Origin of the sequence: Aquimonas sp., assembly GCF_044377145.1 — a bacterium.
In the GTDB taxonomy this organism is placed as follows: domain Bacteria; phylum Pseudomonadota; class Gammaproteobacteria; order Xanthomonadales; family Xanthomonadaceae; genus Aquimonas.
On the sequence record NZ_JBILJQ010000005.1, the window covers coordinates 94,668 to 113,742 of the forward strand.

At 68.5% G+C, this 19,075-nt stretch carries 20 protein-coding genes; 8 read left to right on the forward strand and 12 right to left on the reverse strand.

The window, feature by feature from the left end; all coding sequences use genetic code 11:
• Positions 1–160: 160 nt before the first annotated feature.
• Together ACIQ7H_RS03195 and ACIQ7H_RS03200 are read right to left on the reverse strand one after the other, a co-directional pair.
• Positions 161–610, reverse strand: coding sequence for an EF-hand domain-containing protein (locus tag ACIQ7H_RS03195; protein ID WP_395788317.1), 450 nt, complete (start codon positions 608–610; stop codon positions 161–163).
• A gap of 163 nt (positions 611–773) precedes the next feature.
• Entirely contained in the window at positions 774–1,979 is a 1,206-nt protein-coding gene (locus ACIQ7H_RS03200; RefSeq protein ID WP_395788319.1) for a fatty acid desaturase, read from the reverse strand.
• An 88-nt stretch (positions 1,980–2,067) separates the two neighbouring features.
• Between ACIQ7H_RS03200 and mutM the strand changes: the two genes are divergently transcribed.
• Positions 2,068–2,880 (forward strand): bifunctional DNA-formamidopyrimidine glycosylase/DNA-(apurinic or apyrimidinic site) lyase, encoded by an 813-nt coding sequence (gene mutM / locus ACIQ7H_RS03205; RefSeq protein ID WP_395788321.1) that lies wholly within the window; start codon positions 2,068–2,070, stop codon positions 2,878–2,880.
• A gap of 259 nt (positions 2,881–3,139) precedes the next feature.
• Here mutM and ACIQ7H_RS03210 read toward each other — a convergent pair whose 3' ends face one another.
• Complete coding sequence (locus tag ACIQ7H_RS03210; protein WP_395788323.1) at positions 3,140–3,325, reverse strand: hypothetical protein; 186 nt, start codon at positions 3,323–3,325, stop codon at positions 3,140–3,142.
• Positions 3,326–3,339: 14 nt separating this feature from the next.
• Complete coding sequence (locus ACIQ7H_RS03215) at positions 3,340–3,834, reverse strand: YiiD C-terminal domain-containing protein (protein WP_395788325.1); 495 nt, start codon at positions 3,832–3,834, stop codon at positions 3,340–3,342.
• A 49-nt stretch (positions 3,835–3,883) separates the two neighbouring features.
• Here ACIQ7H_RS03215 and ACIQ7H_RS03220 point away from each other — a divergent pair, with 49 nt between their 5' ends.
• Together ACIQ7H_RS03220 and ACIQ7H_RS03225 are read left to right on the forward strand one after the other, a co-directional pair.
• Positions 3,884–4,657 carry a uroporphyrinogen-III synthase gene (locus ACIQ7H_RS03220; protein ID WP_395788327.1) on the forward strand — a complete coding sequence of 258 codons (774 nt, stop codon included), beginning with the start codon at positions 3,884–3,886 and terminating at the stop codon, positions 4,655–4,657.
• A 101-nt stretch (positions 4,658–4,758) separates the two neighbouring features.
• Positions 4,759–6,777 carry a diguanylate cyclase gene (locus ACIQ7H_RS03225; RefSeq protein WP_395788329.1) on the forward strand — a complete coding sequence of 673 codons (2,019 nt, stop codon included), beginning with the start codon at positions 4,759–4,761 and terminating at the stop codon, positions 6,775–6,777.
• Positions 6,778–7,386: 609 nt separating this feature from the next.
• Here the strand turns inward: ACIQ7H_RS03225 and ACIQ7H_RS03230 are convergent.
• From ACIQ7H_RS03230 to ACIQ7H_RS03250, 5 genes are all read right to left on the reverse strand, one after another.
• Entirely contained in the window at positions 7,387–8,145 is a 759-nt protein-coding gene (locus ACIQ7H_RS03230; protein ID WP_395788331.1) for a DUF2063 domain-containing protein, read from the reverse strand.
• Positions 8,129–9,016, reverse strand: a complete 888-nt coding sequence (locus ACIQ7H_RS03235; RefSeq protein WP_395788333.1) for a DUF692 domain-containing protein — start codon at positions 9,014–9,016, stop codon at positions 8,129–8,131. The genes ACIQ7H_RS03230 and ACIQ7H_RS03235 overlap by 17 nt, the downstream gene beginning before the upstream one ends.
• Before the next feature lie 71 nt (positions 9,017–9,087).
• The gene (locus tag ACIQ7H_RS03240; RefSeq protein ID WP_395788335.1) at positions 9,088–9,402 is read right to left on the reverse strand and encodes a hypothetical protein; all 315 of its coding nucleotides are present in this window, start codon (positions 9,400–9,402) and stop codon (positions 9,088–9,090) included.
• A gap of 129 nt (positions 9,403–9,531) precedes the next feature.
• Positions 9,532–10,194 carry a hypothetical protein gene (locus tag ACIQ7H_RS03245; RefSeq protein WP_395788337.1) on the reverse strand — a complete coding sequence of 221 codons (663 nt, stop codon included), beginning with the start codon at positions 10,192–10,194 and terminating at the stop codon, positions 9,532–9,534.
• On the reverse strand, positions 10,191–10,691 hold the full coding sequence (locus tag ACIQ7H_RS03250) for an RNA polymerase sigma factor (protein ID WP_395788339.1): 501 nt from the start codon (positions 10,689–10,691) through the stop codon (positions 10,191–10,193). The genes ACIQ7H_RS03245 and ACIQ7H_RS03250 overlap by 4 nt, the downstream gene beginning before the upstream one ends.
• A gap of 201 nt (positions 10,692–10,892) precedes the next feature.
• Here ACIQ7H_RS03250 and ACIQ7H_RS03255 point away from each other — a divergent pair, with 201 nt between their 5' ends.
• Positions 10,893–11,561, forward strand: coding sequence for a DoxX family protein (locus ACIQ7H_RS03255; protein ID WP_395788340.1), 669 nt, complete (start codon positions 10,893–10,895; stop codon positions 11,559–11,561).
• A gap of 69 nt (positions 11,562–11,630) precedes the next feature.
• On the opposite strand, the gene ACIQ7H_RS03260 is transcribed toward ACIQ7H_RS03255, so the two are convergent.
• Both ACIQ7H_RS03260 and ACIQ7H_RS03265 read right to left on the reverse strand, forming a co-directional pair.
• Positions 11,631–12,896, reverse strand: coding sequence for a sialidase family protein (locus ACIQ7H_RS03260; RefSeq protein WP_395788342.1), 1,266 nt, complete (start codon positions 12,894–12,896; stop codon positions 11,631–11,633).
• Positions 12,863–14,986 (reverse strand): TonB-dependent receptor, encoded by a 2,124-nt coding sequence (locus ACIQ7H_RS03265; protein ID WP_395788344.1) that lies wholly within the window; start codon positions 14,984–14,986, stop codon positions 12,863–12,865. The genes ACIQ7H_RS03260 and ACIQ7H_RS03265 overlap by 34 nt, the downstream gene beginning before the upstream one ends.
• 180 nt (positions 14,987–15,166) lie before the next feature.
• Between ACIQ7H_RS03265 and ACIQ7H_RS03270 the strand changes: the two genes are divergently transcribed.
• The 4 genes from ACIQ7H_RS03270 to arsS are packed head-to-tail and all read left to right on the forward strand — an operon-like array spanning position 15,167 to position 18,287.
• Complete coding sequence (locus ACIQ7H_RS03270) at positions 15,167–15,832, forward strand: glycosyltransferase (protein ID WP_395788346.1); 666 nt, start codon at positions 15,167–15,169, stop codon at positions 15,830–15,832.
• Positions 15,829–16,509, forward strand: a complete 681-nt coding sequence (locus tag ACIQ7H_RS03275) for a DUF2064 domain-containing protein (protein ID WP_395788348.1) — start codon at positions 15,829–15,831, stop codon at positions 16,507–16,509. Before ACIQ7H_RS03270 ends, ACIQ7H_RS03275 begins: the two co-directional genes overlap by 4 nt.
• Positions 16,502–17,338, forward strand: a complete 837-nt coding sequence (locus ACIQ7H_RS03280) for a sterol desaturase family protein (protein ID WP_395788350.1) — start codon at positions 16,502–16,504, stop codon at positions 17,336–17,338. Before ACIQ7H_RS03275 ends, ACIQ7H_RS03280 begins: the two co-directional genes overlap by 8 nt.
• Positions 17,331–18,287, forward strand: coding sequence for an arsenosugar biosynthesis radical SAM (seleno)protein ArsS (gene arsS / locus ACIQ7H_RS03285; RefSeq protein ID WP_395788352.1), 957 nt, complete (start codon positions 17,331–17,333; stop codon positions 18,285–18,287). The genes ACIQ7H_RS03280 and arsS overlap by 8 nt, the downstream gene beginning before the upstream one ends.
• Before the next feature lie 52 nt (positions 18,288–18,339).
• Here the strand turns inward: arsS and ACIQ7H_RS03290 are convergent, their stop codons facing one another.
• Positions 18,340–18,948, reverse strand: coding sequence for a DUF1287 domain-containing protein (locus ACIQ7H_RS03290; protein ID WP_395788354.1), 609 nt, complete (start codon positions 18,946–18,948; stop codon positions 18,340–18,342).
• Between the last annotated feature and the right edge of the window lie 127 nt (positions 18,949–19,075).

Here is a 19,075-nt window from a genome sequence, read left to right on the forward strand (position 1 = left end):
CGTGCGATTCGTTCGGGGGTGCCCGCGCGCTCGATCGCCCCGCGCTTCAATCAATTGCTGACGCTGGATGGGCTCGTTCGCGAGCTTGGTTGAATCCGCGCTCGATGCGCGGCTTGCGAGCCGCCTCTGTTCTGCGCCGCGATCCATCAGACAGGCAAGCTCATCGAGCCATCTGCGGCGGCGCGGCCAGCTCGCGCGCGTCGAGAAATCCGGAACCATCCACATCCTGCAGCCGGAAGCGTGCGTCCAACTGCGCGTTATGCTCGTCCAAGCTCAGCGCCATGCGGCGACGGAAGCGGGTGCCGGGCGGCAACTCGTGCGGCTGCACAACGCCGTCGCCGTTGACGTCCATCGCGCGGAAACCGCGGCTCATCCAGGCGCGGTACTCGCCCAGGCTGATGCGGCCATCGCCATCGCTGTCCATGCGCTGCAGCTGTTGCTGCGGATCGCTGGCGAGGTTGGCGGCAGTCGCCTGAGGCGGCAGCGTGGCGAGGGCTGCACCGAGCAGGCTGCAATGAAGAACTGCAGCCCACGCTCGTCGCCCGCGCGGGCGACGAGCACGAGCGGCCGAGGCAAAACCCAAACGAAGAAGGAACCGGAAGAGCGTCATGCCGCGGAGCTTAAACCGCCACCGACCCGCGCTCGCCCTCACGCCTGCGAACATTGCGTGCCGCCGCCTCGGCTGCGTGCGCGGCCGGCGGGTTCATGGGCGGGATGAGCGCTGCGTTCGATCAAGCTTGCAGGGCGCTGACACGCCTACCCTCGCCGCCGACTCAGATCCGCACCGGCTGCAGGCTGTAGCCCTTCAATCGCGCCGAGAACTCCTCCAGCGCGCGGATGCCCGAGCGCTCGGCCTCGGCACACCATTCGCGCAGGGCTTCGAGGGTGGCGTCCGAGCCCTGGCTGGTGCGGTCGAACACCTCACGCAGGCGGCGGCGGTAGTCGTAGATGGTGGCCAGATTCGGGTGGGCGGCGATCCAGCTGTCCAAGCGCTGCTGCTGCTCGGGCTTGAGCCAGCGGCCGTGGTCCTTGAGCGCGCGGCGCATGCGGCCGGGCAGCGACTTCAGGCTGGTGCCGGCACCGGCGACGTCCTCGCGCAGGCTGGGCGCCACCACGATGCGGAAGTAGTCGGTCATCACCTGGAAGCGATGCACCAGCACCGCGCGCAGGGTGTCGGTGTCGGGCATCTGGATGTTCGGGCGGATATCGAGTTTGGGCGCGACGCGCAGGATCTTGGCCAGGCGCAGAAAGGCCAGCACACGCAGCACCGCCCAGCCGATATCGAACTCGAACCGGCGCAGCGCAAAGCGCGCCGACGACGGAAAGGCGTGATGGTTGTTGTGCAGTTCCTCGCCGGCAATGATCAGGCCCCAGGGGCTGATATTGGTGGCGCGGTCATCGGTTTCGAAGTTGCGGTAGCCCCACCAGTGGCCAAGGCCATTGATGACACCCGCAGCCAGCACCGGCACCACCAGCATCTGCAGTGCCCACACGGTGATGCCGATGACGCCGAACACGCCGATATCGGCGAACAGCAGCAGGCTCGGGCCGAGGCCAGGAAAGCGCGAATACACGTGACGCTCCAGCCAGTCGGTCGGCGTACCGTGGCCGAACTGGGCGTGGATCGTGCGATCCTTGCGCGCGCTCTGGTACAGCGTCACGCCGTGGAACAGCACCTTGTTGATGCCGAGCACCTGCGGGCTGTGCGGGTCTTCGGCGGTCTCGCAGCGGGCGTGGTGCTTGCGGTGGATGGCGACCCAGTCCTGGGTGACCATCGCGGTGGTGAACCACAGCCAGAAGCGCATCGGATGGCTGACCAGCGGATGCAGATTGACCGCGCGATGGGCCTGGCAGCGATGCAGATAGATCGTTACCGACAGCAGGGTGGCCTTGGCCATCAGCAGGAATGCGCCGACCACCAGCAGCCAGCTGTTGCCGAACAGACCTTCACTGGCCCAGGCGAATAATGAGTTTTCCATCGCGGGTATCGCTTGCTGTTGTTGAGTGAACAGATGTTAGCAGTCTGCCCTGACCCGGTTTTGACGTTCGTCACGAGCCCGCCTCCGCATGCCTGAACTGCCCGAAGTCGAAACCACCCGCCGCGGCATCGAGCCGCATCTGCTGACTCGCCGCATCTCCGCCGCGATCCTGCGCCGGCCGGATCTGCGCTGGCCGATTCCGACCGAGATCCGCGACGAGCTGCCCGGCCAGCGCATCCGCGCGGTCGAGCGGCGCGCCAAGTACCTGCTGCTGCAGGCGGAGACCGGCAGCGCGATCCTGCACCTCGGCATGTCCGGCAGCCTGCGCATCCTTGCGCCCGGCGTGCCGCTGCGTGCTCACGACCATGTCGACCTCGAACTCGACGACGGCCGCGTGCTGCGTTTCAACGACCCGCGCCGCTTCGGCGCATTGCTGTGGCAGGCGCAGGGCGAGGTGCATCCGCTGCTGGCCGGTCTCGGCCCGGAGCCACTGTCGCCGGACTTCTCAGGCGAACACCTGTTCCGGCTCAGCCGCGAGCGCCGCGCCGCGGTCAAGACCTTTCTGATGGACCAGGTGGTGGTGGTCGGCGTCGGCAACATCTACGCCGCCGAGAGCCTGTTCCGCGCCGGCATCGACCCGCGCCGCGCCGCCGGCAAGATCAGCCTGGAGCGCTACCGCGCACTGGCCGACGCCGTGCGCGAGATCCTCGCCTACGCGATCGTCCGCGGCGGGACCACACTGCGCGATTTCATCGCCCCCGACGGCGCCCCCGGCTACTTCGAGCAGGAGTTGCTGGTGTACGGCCGCGAGGGCGAGAACTGCAAGCTTTGTGGGACCGCGCTGAAACACATGAGCCTCGGCCAGCGCGCGACGGTATGGTGTCCGCGGTGTCAGCGCTGATTGCCGGGATTCGGGATTCGCAGGCGGCGAGTTGAGGCGCTCAGTGCTTCACGTGGGTGGTTGCTGACGCAGGCGTGTTCACCGTGAACGCGCCACACGCTCATCGGGCGGTCTCAGCGCGCGAACCAGCCTTGTCACGCGGTAGGTTGGGACAAGCGCAGCGCGTCCCAACGTTGAGCGGCCGTTGCATGGCCCGCTGGCAATGCAACGCCTGCCCGACCAAGCGAGACGGTGAGCCCCAGGGGCTACGTGGCGCTGCTCAGGTCTCGTCTTCAGGCACTTCGACCAGCCGATCGAGGTGGAGTCCGACGATCACACGCCCAGAGCTGGCATCGACCACCACGCAATGCTCCGGCATGTTGGGAATCTCGCCCAGCAGCACGACGGTGTGCGGAAGCTCGTCCTCACGGGGTGCGCCGAAGCGGTTGACGCGGCACAAGCTCAATGGACGTGGCGGCGTCACCCCACCGGCCCCAGCGCCACAAACCGCCCTTCCAGCCGCGCGGCTTCGCGGCCGTCCTGCAGCCGCACGCTGGCGGTCAGGCGCAGCCGGGCTTTGCGGCGTGTGCGCATCGCGCGGATCGCGGCTTCGATGTCTTCACCCTCGGCGAAACGCGCTTCGGCGTGGATCTCTTCCAGCACCGGAACGAAATACTGGGTGCTCGAATCCTGCACGTAGACCTCGGCGCTCAGGCCGGCGCGCTTCAGGTGCAGGCTGAACAGGCCCCAGCAGGAGACCGTCATCAGCCCGGCCAGGCTGCCGCCAAAGGCGCTGCCCTTGTCGTTGACATTGGCCGCCAGCGGCGCCGCCAGCACCAGCCGATCGGCCGCACAGGCGTGGACGCGGCAGCCCATCGCCGCCAGCGGTGGCATCGACAGCAGGACGCGCTGCAGGTCGGCACCAAGTTCGTGTGGCGGGGCTTCGGCCAGGCGGAGGGGTGCGACAGAGCTCATGCGCGTTCGATTTGTACGTGGGCCGGGGAGGCGAGGCAGACTAAGTAGCATGAAGCCACGGATACCCACGAGTACGGACGCCCTCAGCGGCTGGACGATCGTCTGTCTGCGCGAGCGTCGCCAGCAGCCGGCGGCGGCTCGTTTGATCCGCGCCTGCGGCGCCCAGGCGCTGGCTCTGCCGGGACTGAAGCTGACCGCCCTTCCGGCTCAGGCGGCGCTGGATGCAGCATTGAGCACGCGCATCGAGGTCGCGGTATTCACCAGCCCGGCCGCAGTGGAGTTTGCGCATCGACTGCGAGCTGACCTGGCCGCGCAGATCCCATTGGCAGCCGCGGTCGGCGCCGGCACCGCGCAGGCGCTACGCCAGGCCGGATTCACCGCCGTGATCCAGCCTGGCGCCGCATCCGAGCAGACCAGCGAGGGCCTGCTCGGATGCGCCGAACTGGCCACAGGCCACGGCCGCCAGCTGCTGCTGATCAGCGCACCGGGTGGACGCGGCCTGGTGGCGCCCGAGCTCAGCGCGCGCGGCTTCGCCGTGCAGCGGATCGACGTGTATCGGCGCGGCCCGGCGCGACTGGATGCCCGCCACCGACGCGCGCTCGACGCCGCCACGCTGCCGTTCGGCCTGCTGCTGTCGAGCGCCGAGGCGCTGGACAACGTGCTGGCGCAGTTGCCAACAGCGAGCGTGGCCCAGCTGCGTCAGGCGCAGGTGGCGGCCAGCAGCGCGCGTCTGCTGGCGCATGCGCAGGCGAGGGGTTTTGCCGATGTGCGGCGGGCCGCGGGCCCATCCACTGCCGCCTTGCTGGCGGCGCTGTCTGCATGAACGCCTGTGCAGAACAACGGGGTGCCTGCGCTACACTTTGCGCCGCCTCGCAGCCGCTGCGCGCACCGCCTGCAGCAGCCCCAGCCAAACCCGGAATCAACGTGCAACGACGCCTGCTTCCGCTGCTGATCGCCCTGCTGCTGGCCACACCCGTGATCGCCATGCAGGACGCCGAACGCTGGGCGGACGGTGATCCACTGGCGCCGGATCCGCCCAACGAAGTCGCGGCACCTCTGCAGGCGCGCCTGATCGAGGCCGAGCGGTTGTCCTCCAGCGGCGACTTCACGATGGCAGCCACGGTGCTGAAAGAAGCCGCGACTTTGGCCGCCGGCCAGCCCGCCGAGGTCGATGCGGTGGACCGGGTCAGCGCGCAGATCGAGTTCCGCCGCGGCCGCTACCCGGAAGCATTGACCCTGCAGCGCGGCATTCTGGAGCGCGCCTCCGCTCGCGGCGACACCGCCAGCGTCGCCCGCGCCGAAACCGACATCGCCATCCTGTTGCGCCGTCAGGGCGATCTGGCTCCGGCGCTGTCCGGATTCGAGCGCGCACTTGCCCAATTTCGCCAGCTCGACGACCGCAATGGCGTCGCCGACGTGCTGACCCACGTCGGCCTGATCCGCCTCAACCAGGGCCTGTACTCGACCGCGCTGGAGTCGCTGCGCGAAAGCCTGAAACTGCAGCAGGCTGGCGCCCGCGCCGAGATCGAGCGCACGTATCACTACCTCGGCCTGCTCTACGCCGGCATGCGCGAATACGAAACCGCGCGCCGCTATCTGGAGCGCGGCCTGGCCGAAGCGCGTCGGCTGGCCGACCCCTCGCGCGAGGCGCCGCTGCTCGGCAGCATGGCGCGCACCGCCAACCTGGCCGGCAGCTTCAGCGAAGCGCTGACTCTGGCGCTGGAAGCCGAGCGCCTGGCCGAGCGCCTGGGCAGCCCGCCGGGTCAGGTGTATGCGCTGATCGAGAACGGCCGCGCCAAGCTCGGCCTGAACCGCCTGAGCGAGGCCAACGAGGCTCTGCAGCGCGGCGCGTTGATCGCCGAGCGGATCGGCCAGCGCAGCACGCTGGCGCGCTACCGCGCCCTGTTGGCCGAAGCGGCCGCTCGCCAGAACCGCCCGGAAGAGGCGCTGGCGCTGTGGCAACAGGCCTTGCCGGAGTTCCAGTCCGGCGATGACCAGCCGCAGCTGCTGGACAGCTACAAGGTGATGATCCCGCTGCTGCGCGAACAGGGTGACGGCGAGCGAGCGCTGGACATCGCGATTGAGAGCCTCAGCCTGCAGGAACAGATAAGCGGGCTCGACATGAATCGTCGCGTGGCGGTGATGGAAAGCGCCTACCGCGCCGAGGAATCCGAGCGCCAGATCGAACTGCTGCAGCGTGATCTGGAGATCCAGGCGCTGAAGCTGCGGCAGGAAGCGCTGGGTCGCTGGCTGGCCACCTTCGGCGTGCTCAGTCTGCTACTGGTCGCCGGACTGCTCGGCTTCCGCTACCGCGAAAGTCGGCGGCTGTCGCGCCAGCTTGAAGAAACCAACCGCGAGCTGGAGAGCAACCGCACCGCGCTCGGCCAGGCCAACGTCGAACTCGAAAAGCGCGCCGAGGCTCTGGCGCTGGCCGCCAGCGTCGACCCGCTGACCGGCATCGCCAACCGCCGCGCCTTCGTGGAGCGTTTCGAAGTGCACTGGGCCGATGCCATCAGCCGGCACTCTGCACTGTCGATCGCGCTGATCGACGCCGATCACTTCAAACGCATCAACGACACCGCAGGGCATGCGGTCGGCGATGCGGTGCTGTGTGCATTGGCGGTCTGCATCCAGGGCCTGCTGCGCGCCGGCACCCTGTTGGCGCGATGGGGCGGCGAGGAGTTCGTCGTGCTGATCCCCGGCGCCAACAGCCAGGCCGCCGCGGGCCTCGCCGAACGCCTGCGTGCCGCGGTGGAATCGCTGGAAATCGAGGGTCTGCCGCGGGTGACCATCAGCATCGGCGTGGCCTCACTCAGCGGCCGCAGCCGCCTGCGCCCTGAAGGCCTGTTCGATGAAGCCGACGGCGCGCTGTATGCGGCCAAGACGGCGGGACGCAACTGCGTGGTGGTGGCTGATGAGCCTGGGAGTGGGGCGGTGGGCTGAGTTAGTCGGGAGTCGGGAGTCGGGAGTCGGGAGTCGGGGTTCGGGAAGAGCTTGCTTGGCGAGCTTGGCGATTTGTACGAAGACCGAACCCTCTCCCCAACCCCACCTTCGCTCCGCTCGGGCTCGCAGGGCCGTCGGCTGCCACCGGCAGCCGACAAACGGCCCCGACTCGCTCCACGGGGAGAGGGGCTCGAACTGAGGCGCTGCTCCGTCTGCCGCTCCGTGCTTGCCTTCACTCCGGCTTCTAGCTCTGGCTCTGGCTTCGCTCCAGCTTCTGCGGGCAGGAAGCCCGCGCTCTACCCGGGGCCCCTGGGAAGCGGCGGGAGGCGGTCGATCAGCCCGTAGGGTCGCCGGCAAGGATGCCGGCGAGGTTTTTGACAGGCCATGGATGGCCTGTCCAAAAACCCCGACCGACTCCCGCGTACCCGAAGTGCAGGATGCACGTAGGGCGCGGACGAGGGGTGCCCTTCTCTTTGGTTACTTTCTCTTGGGCAGGCAAGAGAAAGTGACTCGGCTGGCCCGCAGGGCCAACCGAAAGCTCTTGCTCCCGCTCACCACCCCCGCCGATGAGGGTGCGAGTGCAAGTATGGGTGCAAACAGCAACACCTCTCACCTCACCCCCAAAATAACCCCCCTCCCCCTCAACCCCTCCATCAGCCCCCGCGCCGGCTCGATCAGCGTCTCGGCCTCGACGCCAGCCAACTGCGCCAGCCGCTGAACAATCTCGCGCCCGCTGGCCGGTGCCTCACGCAGCTGCTGCAGCAGGGCGTAGGCCATCGGATCGATCTTTGCGAACTTCACGCCGAAATCCGGCCGTCGCTGCAGCATGAACAGGCTGGGCTCAGCGGGCGCTTCGGCAGGCTGGAAGTCGGGACGAATGCGATCCACCGGCCACACGTAGGCCAGCGGCCAGGCCAGCGATGACAGCACCGGCCGGCCCTCGATCAGATCGCCGTGTGGATCGATCTCCGCCGTTGGGGCATCCGCAGGCGCGAGTGCGATCGCCAGCTCCGCCCATTCGTAGTGCGCGAGTTCGGGCAGGAAGCCTGGATCACCGCGGTCGGCGGCGGCACGCGTCTGCAGGTAGGCGATGAACTCCTGGCCGAGCTCTGGGAACAGCGGTGTCCGTGCGTGATGTTCACGCAGAAAACCATCGACCAGCTCCGCCCAGGCCGCGGCGCCACGCAGCCGGCGGATCACCGGAAACTGGCTCGAAAGAAGGCCATCGAGGTTGTTGCGGAACAGCTGCCGGTAGATGTTCAGCCGACGCGCTTCGATGCCCGGCGGCGGCGCGTGCGTGGCGGGATCACGGATCCAGTGCGCCAGCGCCAGCTGCTGCGCGCGCAGGCCCTCAGGCGCAGCGGGCATGGGCGGTCACGGTGCGGCGGGTGGCGACGCGCTGCAGGTGCTCATGCTGCAGACGCGCGATAGTGTCGAGCTCGTCCAACAGCTCGGCGATCGGCGGGAAGTTGAAGTCGCGCTCCAGCAGGGTCGGCTGCAGGCCGCAGTGGTCGTAGGCCGCCGCGAGCAGGTTCCAGACCGGGTCGATGACCGCAGCGCCGTGGCTGTCGATGCGTAGATCGACGGCCTCGACGAAATGGCCGGCGACATGGATGCCACGTACGCGCCCGGCCGGCAGCGCCTGCAGAAAGCCCAGCGCGTCGTAGCCATGGTTGATGCTGTTGACGTGGATATTGTTCACGTCCAGCAGCAGATCGCAGTCGGCTTCGGCCAGCACCGCATTGATGAAATCGATCTCGGCCATGGCCTGGAACGGCGCGGCGTAGTAGCTGATGTTCTCGACCGCCAGCCGGCGGCCCAGTGCGTCCTGCACCTCGCTGATCCGCGCGGCCACATGCCGAACCGCTTCGTCGGTGAACGGAATCGGCATCAGGTCGTACAGCTGCCCTTCGTCCGAGCAGTAGGACAGATGCTCGCTGTACAGCGGCGTCTGCAGTTCGTCGAGAAAACCGCGCAGGCCGCGCAGGTAATCGTGATCAAACGGTTCCGGCCCGCCCAGTGACAGGCTCAGGCCGTGGCAGTAGATCGGGTGATCCGCACGCAGCTGCTGCAGCGCTTCGAAGCGCTTGCCGCCGACGCCGATCCAGTTGTCGGGGGCGAGCTCGAGAAAGCCGATGCGCCCGGCCGGCTGCGCCAGCAGTTCGTCCAGCAGCGGGCGGCGCAGGCCGAGGCCGCACAGCGTCGACTCGGGCGATTCGGGTTGAGCTCGCAGTGTCATCGCAGGGTTTCCTTGGCGCGATGGCGGGTCCGCCGGAACGGACCCGCCCGCGCTTCAATGCAGAAACTGGCTCAGGCGGCGCCGCCGCACTTGCCCTCGCCGCACTTGCCTTCACCGCAGCTGCCTTCCTTGTCCTTTTCCTCATCGGCCTGCTCGCCGCAGCTGCCTTCGGCGTCCTTGTCTTCGCCGCACTTGCCCTCGCCGCAGCTGCCTTCCTTGTCCTTCTCGGGTTCGGCCGGCGGCGCGGGCTGGGTGTCATCGACGCGCTGATAGCCCTGGTCGAGGTCGGTCACCTGGAAGGCCTGCGCCAGCGGCGACAGCGCGAGGCTGCTGACCAGGGCAGCGCCGAGGGCGAAACCAAGGGAATTCGAGGTCTTGTTGCTCATGGGGTGACTCCTTGCGGTGGGTTGGGCGGTGGGGCCCGTCGATGCGGAAACAGCGCAGACGCTGTCTCCGGGTGGGTTCGCCGCCAGCACCAGCATCGGCGCAGGCAGCGTGTATCAGAACAGGGAGATTCAGACTGTCGCAAGCGCCATCAGCACGCCCTTGTCGTGGCAGAGACTGACCTTCAGGCCGCGCGCCATGCGCTCGACCGGCGCGTGCGCGATCGCCATGTCCGGCACGCCGCGGTGGCGGGCGGGGTCAAACCGCGCCTGGCAGAAGCCCAGCACGCCCTGCGCGGTTCGGTAACGCAACATTACGGCCGGCACCGCGGCGATCGAGCAGTGGCGGCCGCCGATCAGTTCGGCATCGCCCGGCAGCGCGATCGGCGGCGCCTGCAGCATGAAGCCGACGCTGGCGAAGGCTTGCCGCAACTCGTCCATCGAGCCGCTGACCACATCCATCGGTTTGTCGAACAGATGGTTGTAGGCGACTTCCTCGGCCAGCGCGTCAAGGTTGCTGGCGTTGTTGAACGCGCGCAGGCCGAAGCTGCCCCAGTAGCCGACGGTGGCGGTGGCGGCCACGCTGGCCGCAATGGCAAACAGGCGGCGACGGCTACGATCGGGTGGGGATCCGGCCCCATCGCTGGGCGAAGCGGGCACCGCATCGGCAGGCATCGGAGGCACAGCAGGCTGCAGCAGCGCGCGCAGCTGGGCCAGCTGTTCGGGGCGCAGGGATTCGCCCTCGAAGCGCTCGCGGATCGCGCTTCGCAGCGGCAGTTCGGGTGTACGGCTCATGCCTGTCCTCCAGTCGCCACATTGCCGGTGCCGCTCGGCCCGGGGTCGGCGAAACGCTTGCGCAGCCGATGCATGCGCGCCAGCAAAGTGCCGCGCGGCGCGCCGGTCTGCGCGCTGATCTCATCCACGGTGAAGCCCTCGACCGCCCACAGGAACAACACTTCGCGCTCGGCGACGCTGAACTCGGCCCAGGCGCGCTCCAGCCAGGCGCGCTCCAGGTGGATGTCTTCCATCGCGCGCAGGTCGACCGCAATTACAGCTTCACTGTCCTCGATCGGGCTCCAGCGCATCAGAGCGGCGCGGCGCACATCGGCCAGAAAGCAGTTGCGCACGATGCGCAGGAAATAGGCCAGCGCGTTGTCGACATTCTTTGGCGCCGCCTGCAGCCACTGGGTGACCGCGGTATGGACCACGTCAAACGCGCTGTCGCGGTCGCCGGTCAGGGCCGATGCATAGCGATAGGCACGCTGGAAATCGTCGTCGCTGAGGGTACTCATCGGCGGTGACTGCAGGCTGGAAGGTGCGGCTGGCTCATTCGAGCGCTCCGTCGGCGGTGTGTCCGCGTTCGAGGCCAGAGGATGCGCCTACGGGCGCTTTGATTGCATCCCCGGCAACGGGCGTTCGTCCGGACCGCTGCGGCAATCAGGTCGGGCCGCGGCGACTCTGTGCCGACACTTCCACTCGCACGGTGTCTCTGCATGTTTCCATCCATCACTTCTGTCACCGGCCTGCTGCGCAGCCGCCTCGACGGTCTGCAGCCTTGGCTTGCTCCGTTGGGTCTGCGCCTGATCCTCGCCTACGAGTTCGGCGAGGCCGGGCTTGAGAAGCTGCGTGGCGAAAACTGGTTCGCCGGCGTGCAATCGAAGTTCCCGTTCCCGTTCAATCATGTCGACCCGGAGCTCAGCTGGTGGCTGGCGACCTGGGCCGAACTCGGCGCGGCCGCTCTGCTGGTGGCCGGATTGTTCACGCGCTTCGCAGCCTACAGCCTGCTGGTGTTGACCTTCGTCGCCACCGCCGCGGTGCACTGGCCGGCCGAATGGAGCTCGCTGGCGCAGCTGTGGGAGGGCTATGCGATCCGCAACAGCGGCGCCGGCAATTTCAAGCTGCCCCTGCTGTTCGCCCTGATGCTGCTGCCGCTGGTACTGGGCGGCGCAGGCCGCTTGAGTGCCGATGCGCTGATCGCGCGCTGGCTGCCGGCAGCGGGTGCTGCCCGTGTGGACCGCGTCGCCTGGGCACTGGCCGCGCTCGGCCTGGGCCTGCCGATCGCGATGCTGTTTCCGACGCTGGGCGTGGGCCTGATGGCGCTGGGCGCCGTGCTGGCCGTGCTTGCGGGCGGCGGCTTCTGGCGCGAGCTCAGGCAAGGCTGAAGTACTCAGCGCTGCCGCGCGCTACCGAGCGCGCACGCGGATCAGGCGCCCGCTTGATCCGTGTTGCCCTCAGTCATCACCGGTGCTGAGCCGCACGGCGCGCAGACGGGTGGGCGCCGGCGCGCCGGCGACGGCTGCGCCGTTCGGCTCGGTCCAGGCCAGCACGGCGGTCTGTCCGAGTGCGGCAAGGCGCGGCACGCCGATGCCGCGGCCGGCAGGCAGGGCAGCGACATCGATGCGCTGGCGCTCGCCGAGTTCCGCATCGAACAGGCCGAGCCGCAACACGCTCTCGCCCGGTGCACCCGCACCGAGCCAGCTCAACAGCACGCCGCCGTCGAAGGCCTCGGCATCGACGCGACCGAGCACGGCCGCGCCTTGCTCGATCCGCAACGGGCTCGCGTCGCTGTCCAGTGCGCGCAGGCGCACCGCCATATCGTTCGCATTCGGCATGGTCGACCAGGCCGCGAACACGCGCTCGCCGTGCTGCGCCAGCGCAGGCCCGTTCACCGGACAGGCCTTGATCTTCCAGTTGTCGGCGTGCACTAGTCCGGTCACCTGCCAACCGCTGCGATCGCGCGTGGCCAGTGCGATATCGCGGATCTCGTGCTCGCTGCGGTCGCGCCAGGCGGCCAGATGCGCACCATCGGGCTGGCGCAGCAGGGCGGTCCAGCAGCAGGAGCAGGTGCGTGCATCGAGCTCGATGCCGTCGCTGACCGCGCCGCTCGAATCCAGCACCGCCGCGCGCAGGCTCATCGCGCCTTCGTGGCCGCCGTGCTCGTCCTGCAGATCGGTTTCGGCTGGATGCGAGGCGGCAGCGTGGCGACCGTCCAGCCAGACCAGCCGCATGCGGTCGGCACCATCGGCCGCCATCGACACGAAGCCGTGTTCGCTCAGCGTGCCGTCGTCGTGCGGCGTGATCGGCGCCGACCAGGTGGCGCCCTCGTCCTGCGAATGCGCGACCCGGATGCCGTAGTGATAGGTGCCCCCGCCTTCCTTCTGTAGCCAGAACGCCCACCAGCCGCCGTTGTCGGCGACCGCGATCTGCGGATGGTCGGCCCAGTTCACGAACCAGTCGCAGCCGCGCGCGACTTCATGCGCTTCGCCGAGTTCGCCTGAGATCGAAAGTGTTGCGACCTGCAGCCGCGCGCAGCCTTCGGGCAAGCGCTCCTGCCAGCTCAGCAGGAAGCGCTGGTTGGCGGCATCGGCCACCACATGTGGGGTCAGCGCGTTGGTTTCGATCGGCAGCTCGATCGACACCAGCTGGGCGGGCCCGGCGAGGGCAAGACCCGCGCCGAGCAGACTCAGAAACTGCGCTGCCAGGTGAGTTCGTACCACCGCGGTTCTCCCAACATGAACTGGCCGGCGCCGTAGGGGCGGGTGGCGTAAATGCGATCGTCCAGATTGCGCAGGCGCAGGCTGATGCGGCCGATCGGTGCATCGTAGCGAAGCAGGGCATCGACCGTGGCATAGCCGGGCAGATACAGCGTGTTGGCGGTGTTGGCGGCACTCTCGCCGACGCCGCGCAAACCGAGCCCCAGCTCAAGGTTCTGACTGGCGCTGAAATACGTCCAGAGCGTACCGATGCGCTCGGGGACGGCCACCGGGTCATTGCCGCGACGCGAGACGGCAACGCCGCCGACGACCTCGTCGAAGCGCTCGAACTTCGCGTCCAGCACCGCAGCGCTGGCCTCCACGCGCAAGCGTTCGCCCAGCGGCATCCGCAGGCTGGCCTCGATGCCACGCGCAGCCTGCTCGCCGACCTGGATCAGCCGGTTGGGGTCCTCCGGGTCGCGGCTCAACAGGTTGGTGCGGCTGATGTCGTAGACGGCCAGGGTCCAATCGATACGCTCGCTGCTGTGCTTGATGCCGATCTCGACCTGCTCGCTGTCGGTCAGGTCGAAGTTCGCATTCGCCAGACCCAAGGTGGTGATCTGCGCCGGCGCCTCGCTGGAGGTCGCCAGCGAGCCGTACAGCGTGGTCTGCTCGCTCGGGCTGAAGCTCAGGCCCAGCCGGTAGCTGCCGGCGCTGTAGCGCTTGTCGAAGCGCAGGCCGCTGACCACGTTGAGCGAGTCGACCTCACTGCGGTCGTGGCGCAGGCCGCTGATCAGGCGCCAGCGCGGGGCGAGATCGAGCGCGCTTTCAACGAACACCGAGCGCTGCTCGATGTCGGTCGCAGTGCGCGGCAGGAAGGCATCGAGGCTGGTGTAGACACCGCGCACCGGATCCAGCAGATCGATCGCGTCGTTGAACCGGAACGGGCTGTCGCTGCCGCGGTCGTGGTCGTTGCGATCGGCCTGCAGGCCGAACACGAGCTGATGCTCGCGGCCGAACAGGCGGTGCGTCCAGACCAGGTCGGCGACCGCGCCGCGCAGTTTCTGGTCATGGCTGATCTCCAGATAGTCGCTACGGCGGATCAGGCCGGTCGCCGGCTGCCAGGTGTTGACCTCGGCATTGCGGTAGTAGCGGTCCTCACGGTTGCCGAACAGCACCAGCGAGGCCCGCAAGGACTCGCTGGGCTGCCATTCGGCACGCGCGCGCAGCCAGTCGACGTCCATGCGGATGGCGTCATCGATCACGTTGTAGTTGATGTCGCGCTGGCTGGGCTCGATGCGGCCATTGATCAGCGGCGTACCGAAATAGCCTTCTCCATCATCGAGGAAGTGCTCGAAGGCGAGGCTCAGACGCAGGCTGTCGGTAACCGGCGCAGCCAGCTCGGCATTGATGTGGCGGAACTCGAAACTGGTGTCGCGCGCATAGCCGAAGCTGCCGCGCGCACCCGACTGCTGGTGGCTGGCATCCAGCCGCCAGGCCAGCCCGCCGCCGGCCACGCTGCCGCCGCTGCCGACCGCAGCCGTTGTGGTGCCGTAGCGGCCGTAGCCGAGATACACATTCGAGCCCGCGCGACCATCGGCGCGGCGCGGCACCAGATTGATCGCACCCGCCACCGAGCCCTGGCCTGCGGTGAGCGCCGCCGGGCCGCGCAGCACTTCGACCTGCTGATAGTTCAGGGTCAGCCGTGGCGTCACCTGCCAGCCCGGATAGCGCACGCCGTCGAACAGGATTGGCGAGTTGAACACGCCGGAGAAGCCGCGCCCGCTGATGTTGATCACACCAAAGCTGTAGGCCGGGACCAACCCGGGCGCCTGCTCCAGCGCATCGAGAAACCCGGCATCGCTGCGCGAGCGCAAGCTGTCGGCATCGATCACCTCGGCCGAGATCGGCTGCTGCAGCAGCGGCACGTCCAATCTGGATGCGGCACGCGCGGCGCGCTTCAGCGGGCTCGGCGCCTGCCCCTTCACCTCGATTGCATCAAGCGCGGTGGCTTCGGCGGGCGCGGCCTGTGCGGGCGCGGCCAGCGCAAGCGTCGTCAGCAGCACGGCGGCCGCCAGAGGGTTCAGACGAAGCATCGAAACATCGGATGACATGCGCACACACTCGGGCGAAAGGAACCGCTTATGGTTGCGGTCTGCGCCGCGCGCGGGAATGCGACCGAATGTCGCAGACTGCGTCGCCCTGGCCTCGACACGCCGCTGCCGGCGCCGATGGCATCCTCCACCCGCCCCTTTGAACCCGCGTGCCCGACTGTGTCGACTCTTCCGCTTTCCGTGATCATCCCGCTCGGCCCCGGCGAAACCGCGTGGCGCGCGCTGCTCGGTGATCTCGATGCATTGAGCGCTGAGCACGAGGTGCTGCTGGTCGGCGCGGGCGAACCCGCGCCCGAGGACTTCGAAGAATCGAATCGCCAGCGCGCCGTGCCGCCGCGCTGGCTGAGCGCAGCGACGGGGCGGGCATCGCAGCAGAACGCCGGCGCTGAGGCCGCGCGCGGGCGCTGGCTGTGCTTTCTGCACGCCGATTCGCGGCTGCCGCCGGCCGCGTTGGCACAGCTGGCCGCGCTACCGCAGCGCGAGCCCGGCCTGTACTACTTCGACCTGCGCTTCGCCGCCGATGGCCCGCGCCTGATGGCGCTGAACACCGTCGGCGCCTGGCTGCGGTCGCGCTGTCTGGGCCTGCCCTTCGGCGATCAGGGTCTGTGCCTGCCGAAGGCCGAATTCGTGCGCCTGGGCGGTTTCGATACCGCGCTCAGCCGCGCCGAGGACCACGCCCTGGTCTGGGCCGCGCATCGCGCGGAACTACCCGTGCGCAGCCTGCGCGCGCCGATCCTCACCAGTGCGCGCCGTTATGCCGAGCACGGCTGGCTGCGCACCACCCTGCGCTTCGTCTGGCTGAGCCTGCGCCAAGCGACGGCGTTCTCGCGCGGGCAACGTCTGTGAACGGCGGCATCGCGCTGTTCGTCAAAACGCCCGGCCTATCGCCGGTGAAGACCCGGCTGGCGGCCGGCCTCGGCCGCGCGCAGGCCGAAGCCGTGTTCATCGCATGCGCGGAGGCGACCGCTGAGGTGCTGCAGCGCTGCGGGCAATTGGGCGGCGTTGCGACCTACTGGGCGATCGCCGAGTACGGTCACCAAGCAGTGGAGTGGTGGAGCGCGCGCGGCGGACTGAGCGTGATCCACCAGGGCGAGGGCGGCCTGGGCGCACGCATGGCGCGGGTGCATCAGCAACTGGTGCGCGACTGCGGCTTCGGCCTGCTGATCGGTGCCGACGCGCCGCAGCTTGAGGTCGATGCCCTGCTGCAGGCCGCCGACTGGCTGCGCGCACCGACGCCGCGGCAGGTGCTGGGCCTGGCCGAGGACGGTGGCTTTTGGCTGTACGGCGGCAATCGTGTCGCGCCCGAAACACTCTGGAGCAAGGTGAGCTACAGCCAACCCCACACCGCCGACGAGTTTCGTGCCGCGTTTGCCGCCTATGGCGAGTGGCAGGCGGCACCGCGGCTGTGCGATCTCGACAGCATCGGCGACATCGCCCGGGTGCGCGCCGCACTGGCGGCACTGCCGGCGCCACTGCCCGCGCAGCGGCGCCTGTTCGAGCTGCTGGAGCGCATCGATGCCTGATCCAGTCCACGGCCTGTTGGCCCACGAGGCCTCGTTGCGGCTGGCCGGCTTCATCGGGCTCGGCCTGCTGCTGGCCCTGCTGCAGGCCTGGCGCCCGACGCGCGGCGACAGCCGGCCTGCGTTTCGGCAGCTGAACAATCTGGGCCTGGTGCTGATCGGCACCGGGCTGCTGCGCTTGGCGTTTCCTGTGCTGGCGGTCGGCCTCGCGCTGTCAATCGAAGGCCGAGGCCTCGGCCTGATGCCGGCGCTCGGCCTGCCGTTTGCGCTGGAAATCGCGCTGAGCGTGCTGCTGCTGGACCTGGCGATCTACTGGCAGCACCGGCTGATGCATGTGGTGCCGCTGTTGTGGCGCCTGCACCGCGTGCATCACAGCGACACCGGCTTCGACCTCAGCACCGGGGTGCGCTTTCATCCGCTGGAGATCGCGGTCTCGATGGGCGTCAAACTCGGCCTGGTGCTGGCGTTGGGCGCCGACCCGCTGGCGGTGCTGCTGTTCGAGCTGCTGCTGTCCTTGGGCTCGCTGTTCACCCACACCGATATCGCCCTGCCCGCCACGCTGGATCGCCGTCTGCGCTGGCTGCTGGTGACGCCGTCGATGCACCGCATCCACCACTCGACCTGGCAGCCGGAAACCGACAGTAATTACGGCTTTCACCTGTCGCTGTGGGATCGCGTGTTCGGCAGCTACCGGGCCCAGCCGCGCCAGCCCGAGGCGCAGATGCCGATCGGCCTGGAGCACTTCCGCTCCTCTGAAGAACAAACCCTGCCGGCCCTGCTGCTGCAGCCGTTCCGGCGCACAGCCCACACCGAGACTCGCACCGATGCGTGATACCTGGCCCCGCCTGAAAGACATCGCCTTCCCGGCGATCGAGCGCGACGCGCTCGACACCCTGCAGTTGAACCTCGGCTACCTGTGCAACCTCAGCTGCACGCACTGCCACGTCAACGCCGGCCCGCGCCGCACCGAACTGATGGGCCGCGACACCATGGCGCTGGCGCTGAAAGTTGCGGAGCGCTTCGAGGTGCGCACGCTCGACCTCACCGGCGGCAGCCCCGAGATGAACCCCGACTTCCGCTGGCTGGTCGACGCGGCCGTCGAGCGCGGTCTGCAGGTGATGGACCGGCTCAACCCGACGATCATTGAAGAACCCGGCTACGAGTGGGTCGCCGAGTACCTGGCCGCGCGCCGCGTTGAGGCCGTCGCCAGCCTGCCCTGCTACAGCCAGGCCAATGTCGACGCGCAGCGCGGCAAGGGCGTGTTCGAGTCCAGCATCCGCGCGCTGCAGCGGATCAATGCGCTCGGCTACGGCCAGCCGGGCTCGGGGCTGGAACTCAACCTGGTCTACAACCCCGGCGGCGCCTTTCTGCCACCCGACCAGGTCAAGCTCGAAGCCGACTACAAACGCCTGCTAGGCGAGAACTTCGGCATCGTCTTCAACCATCTGTATGCGCTGGCCAACATGCCGATCCAGCGCTTCGGCAGCATGCTGATCAGCAAGGGCCAGTTCGACACGTATCTCGCCACCCTGCAGGGCGCGCATCGCGACGAAAACCTGGCCGCGGTGATGTGCCGCAGCCTGCTCAGCGTTGACTACCGCGGCTATCTGTACGACTGCGACTTCAACCAGATGCTCGACCTGCCGGCGGCCGGCAGCAGCGACCAACCGCACCTGCGCGACCTGCTGACCGAAGCCCTGCCGCGCCGGATCGCGGTGGCGGGCCACTGCTATGGCTGCACTGCGGGGCAAGGGTCGAGCTGTGGTGGGGCCTTGGTGTAGAAGGCTGCAGTACTGACTGATCGGTTCGCGCGCTACGGCCTCGCGGCTTTGGTCAAGGTGGGTCGGCGGCGCTTGGCATTGCCTCGGTCGGTGACAGCTGGAGTCGGTAATGCCCCGTCACCGGATAAACGAACAGGATGTCGTCCTCGCGCGTGCCGGCGCCGATGTTGTGCAGGATCAAGGGCGTATCGGCGGCACTGCGCCGGTCGGACACGATGCCGATGTGCGGCAGGTTGCCGGGCAGGATCCAGGTCACCAGGTCGCCCGCCCGATAGTTGCTGACGTCCGCGCTGATCTTCAGCTGGGCACCGTGACGTTTGAGCCAGGTCTGCAGGTTGGGTACGCGGCGATGGTCGATGTTGCGGTCGGGTCGGGCCAGGCCCCACAGCGCAGGGTAGTCGGCGAAATGCGCACGCATGTCCTGGTGCACGCGCTGCTGCAGGTCGAGGCCGAGCTGGCGATAGGCGCGGATCACTACATCGGTACAGACACCACGTTCGATCGATACATCGCCCAGCGGGTAGTCGAGACGCTGGTAGCGGCCGTCGTAGATCAGGGTGATGCCTACTTGCTGACGCGCGGCATCGACCAAGGGCTGGCCGCTGGCGCGTGCGGGTGCGTGGCTGGTCAGGGTGAGCAGCAGTGTGAGCAGCAGTCGCATGGCTCTTCGGGGTTCGGGGTTCGGGGTTCGGGGTTCGGGGTTCGGGGTTCGGGGTTCGGGGTTCGGGGTTCGGGGTTCGGGGTTCGGGGTTCGGGGTTCGGGGTTCGGGGTTCGGGGTTCGGGGTTC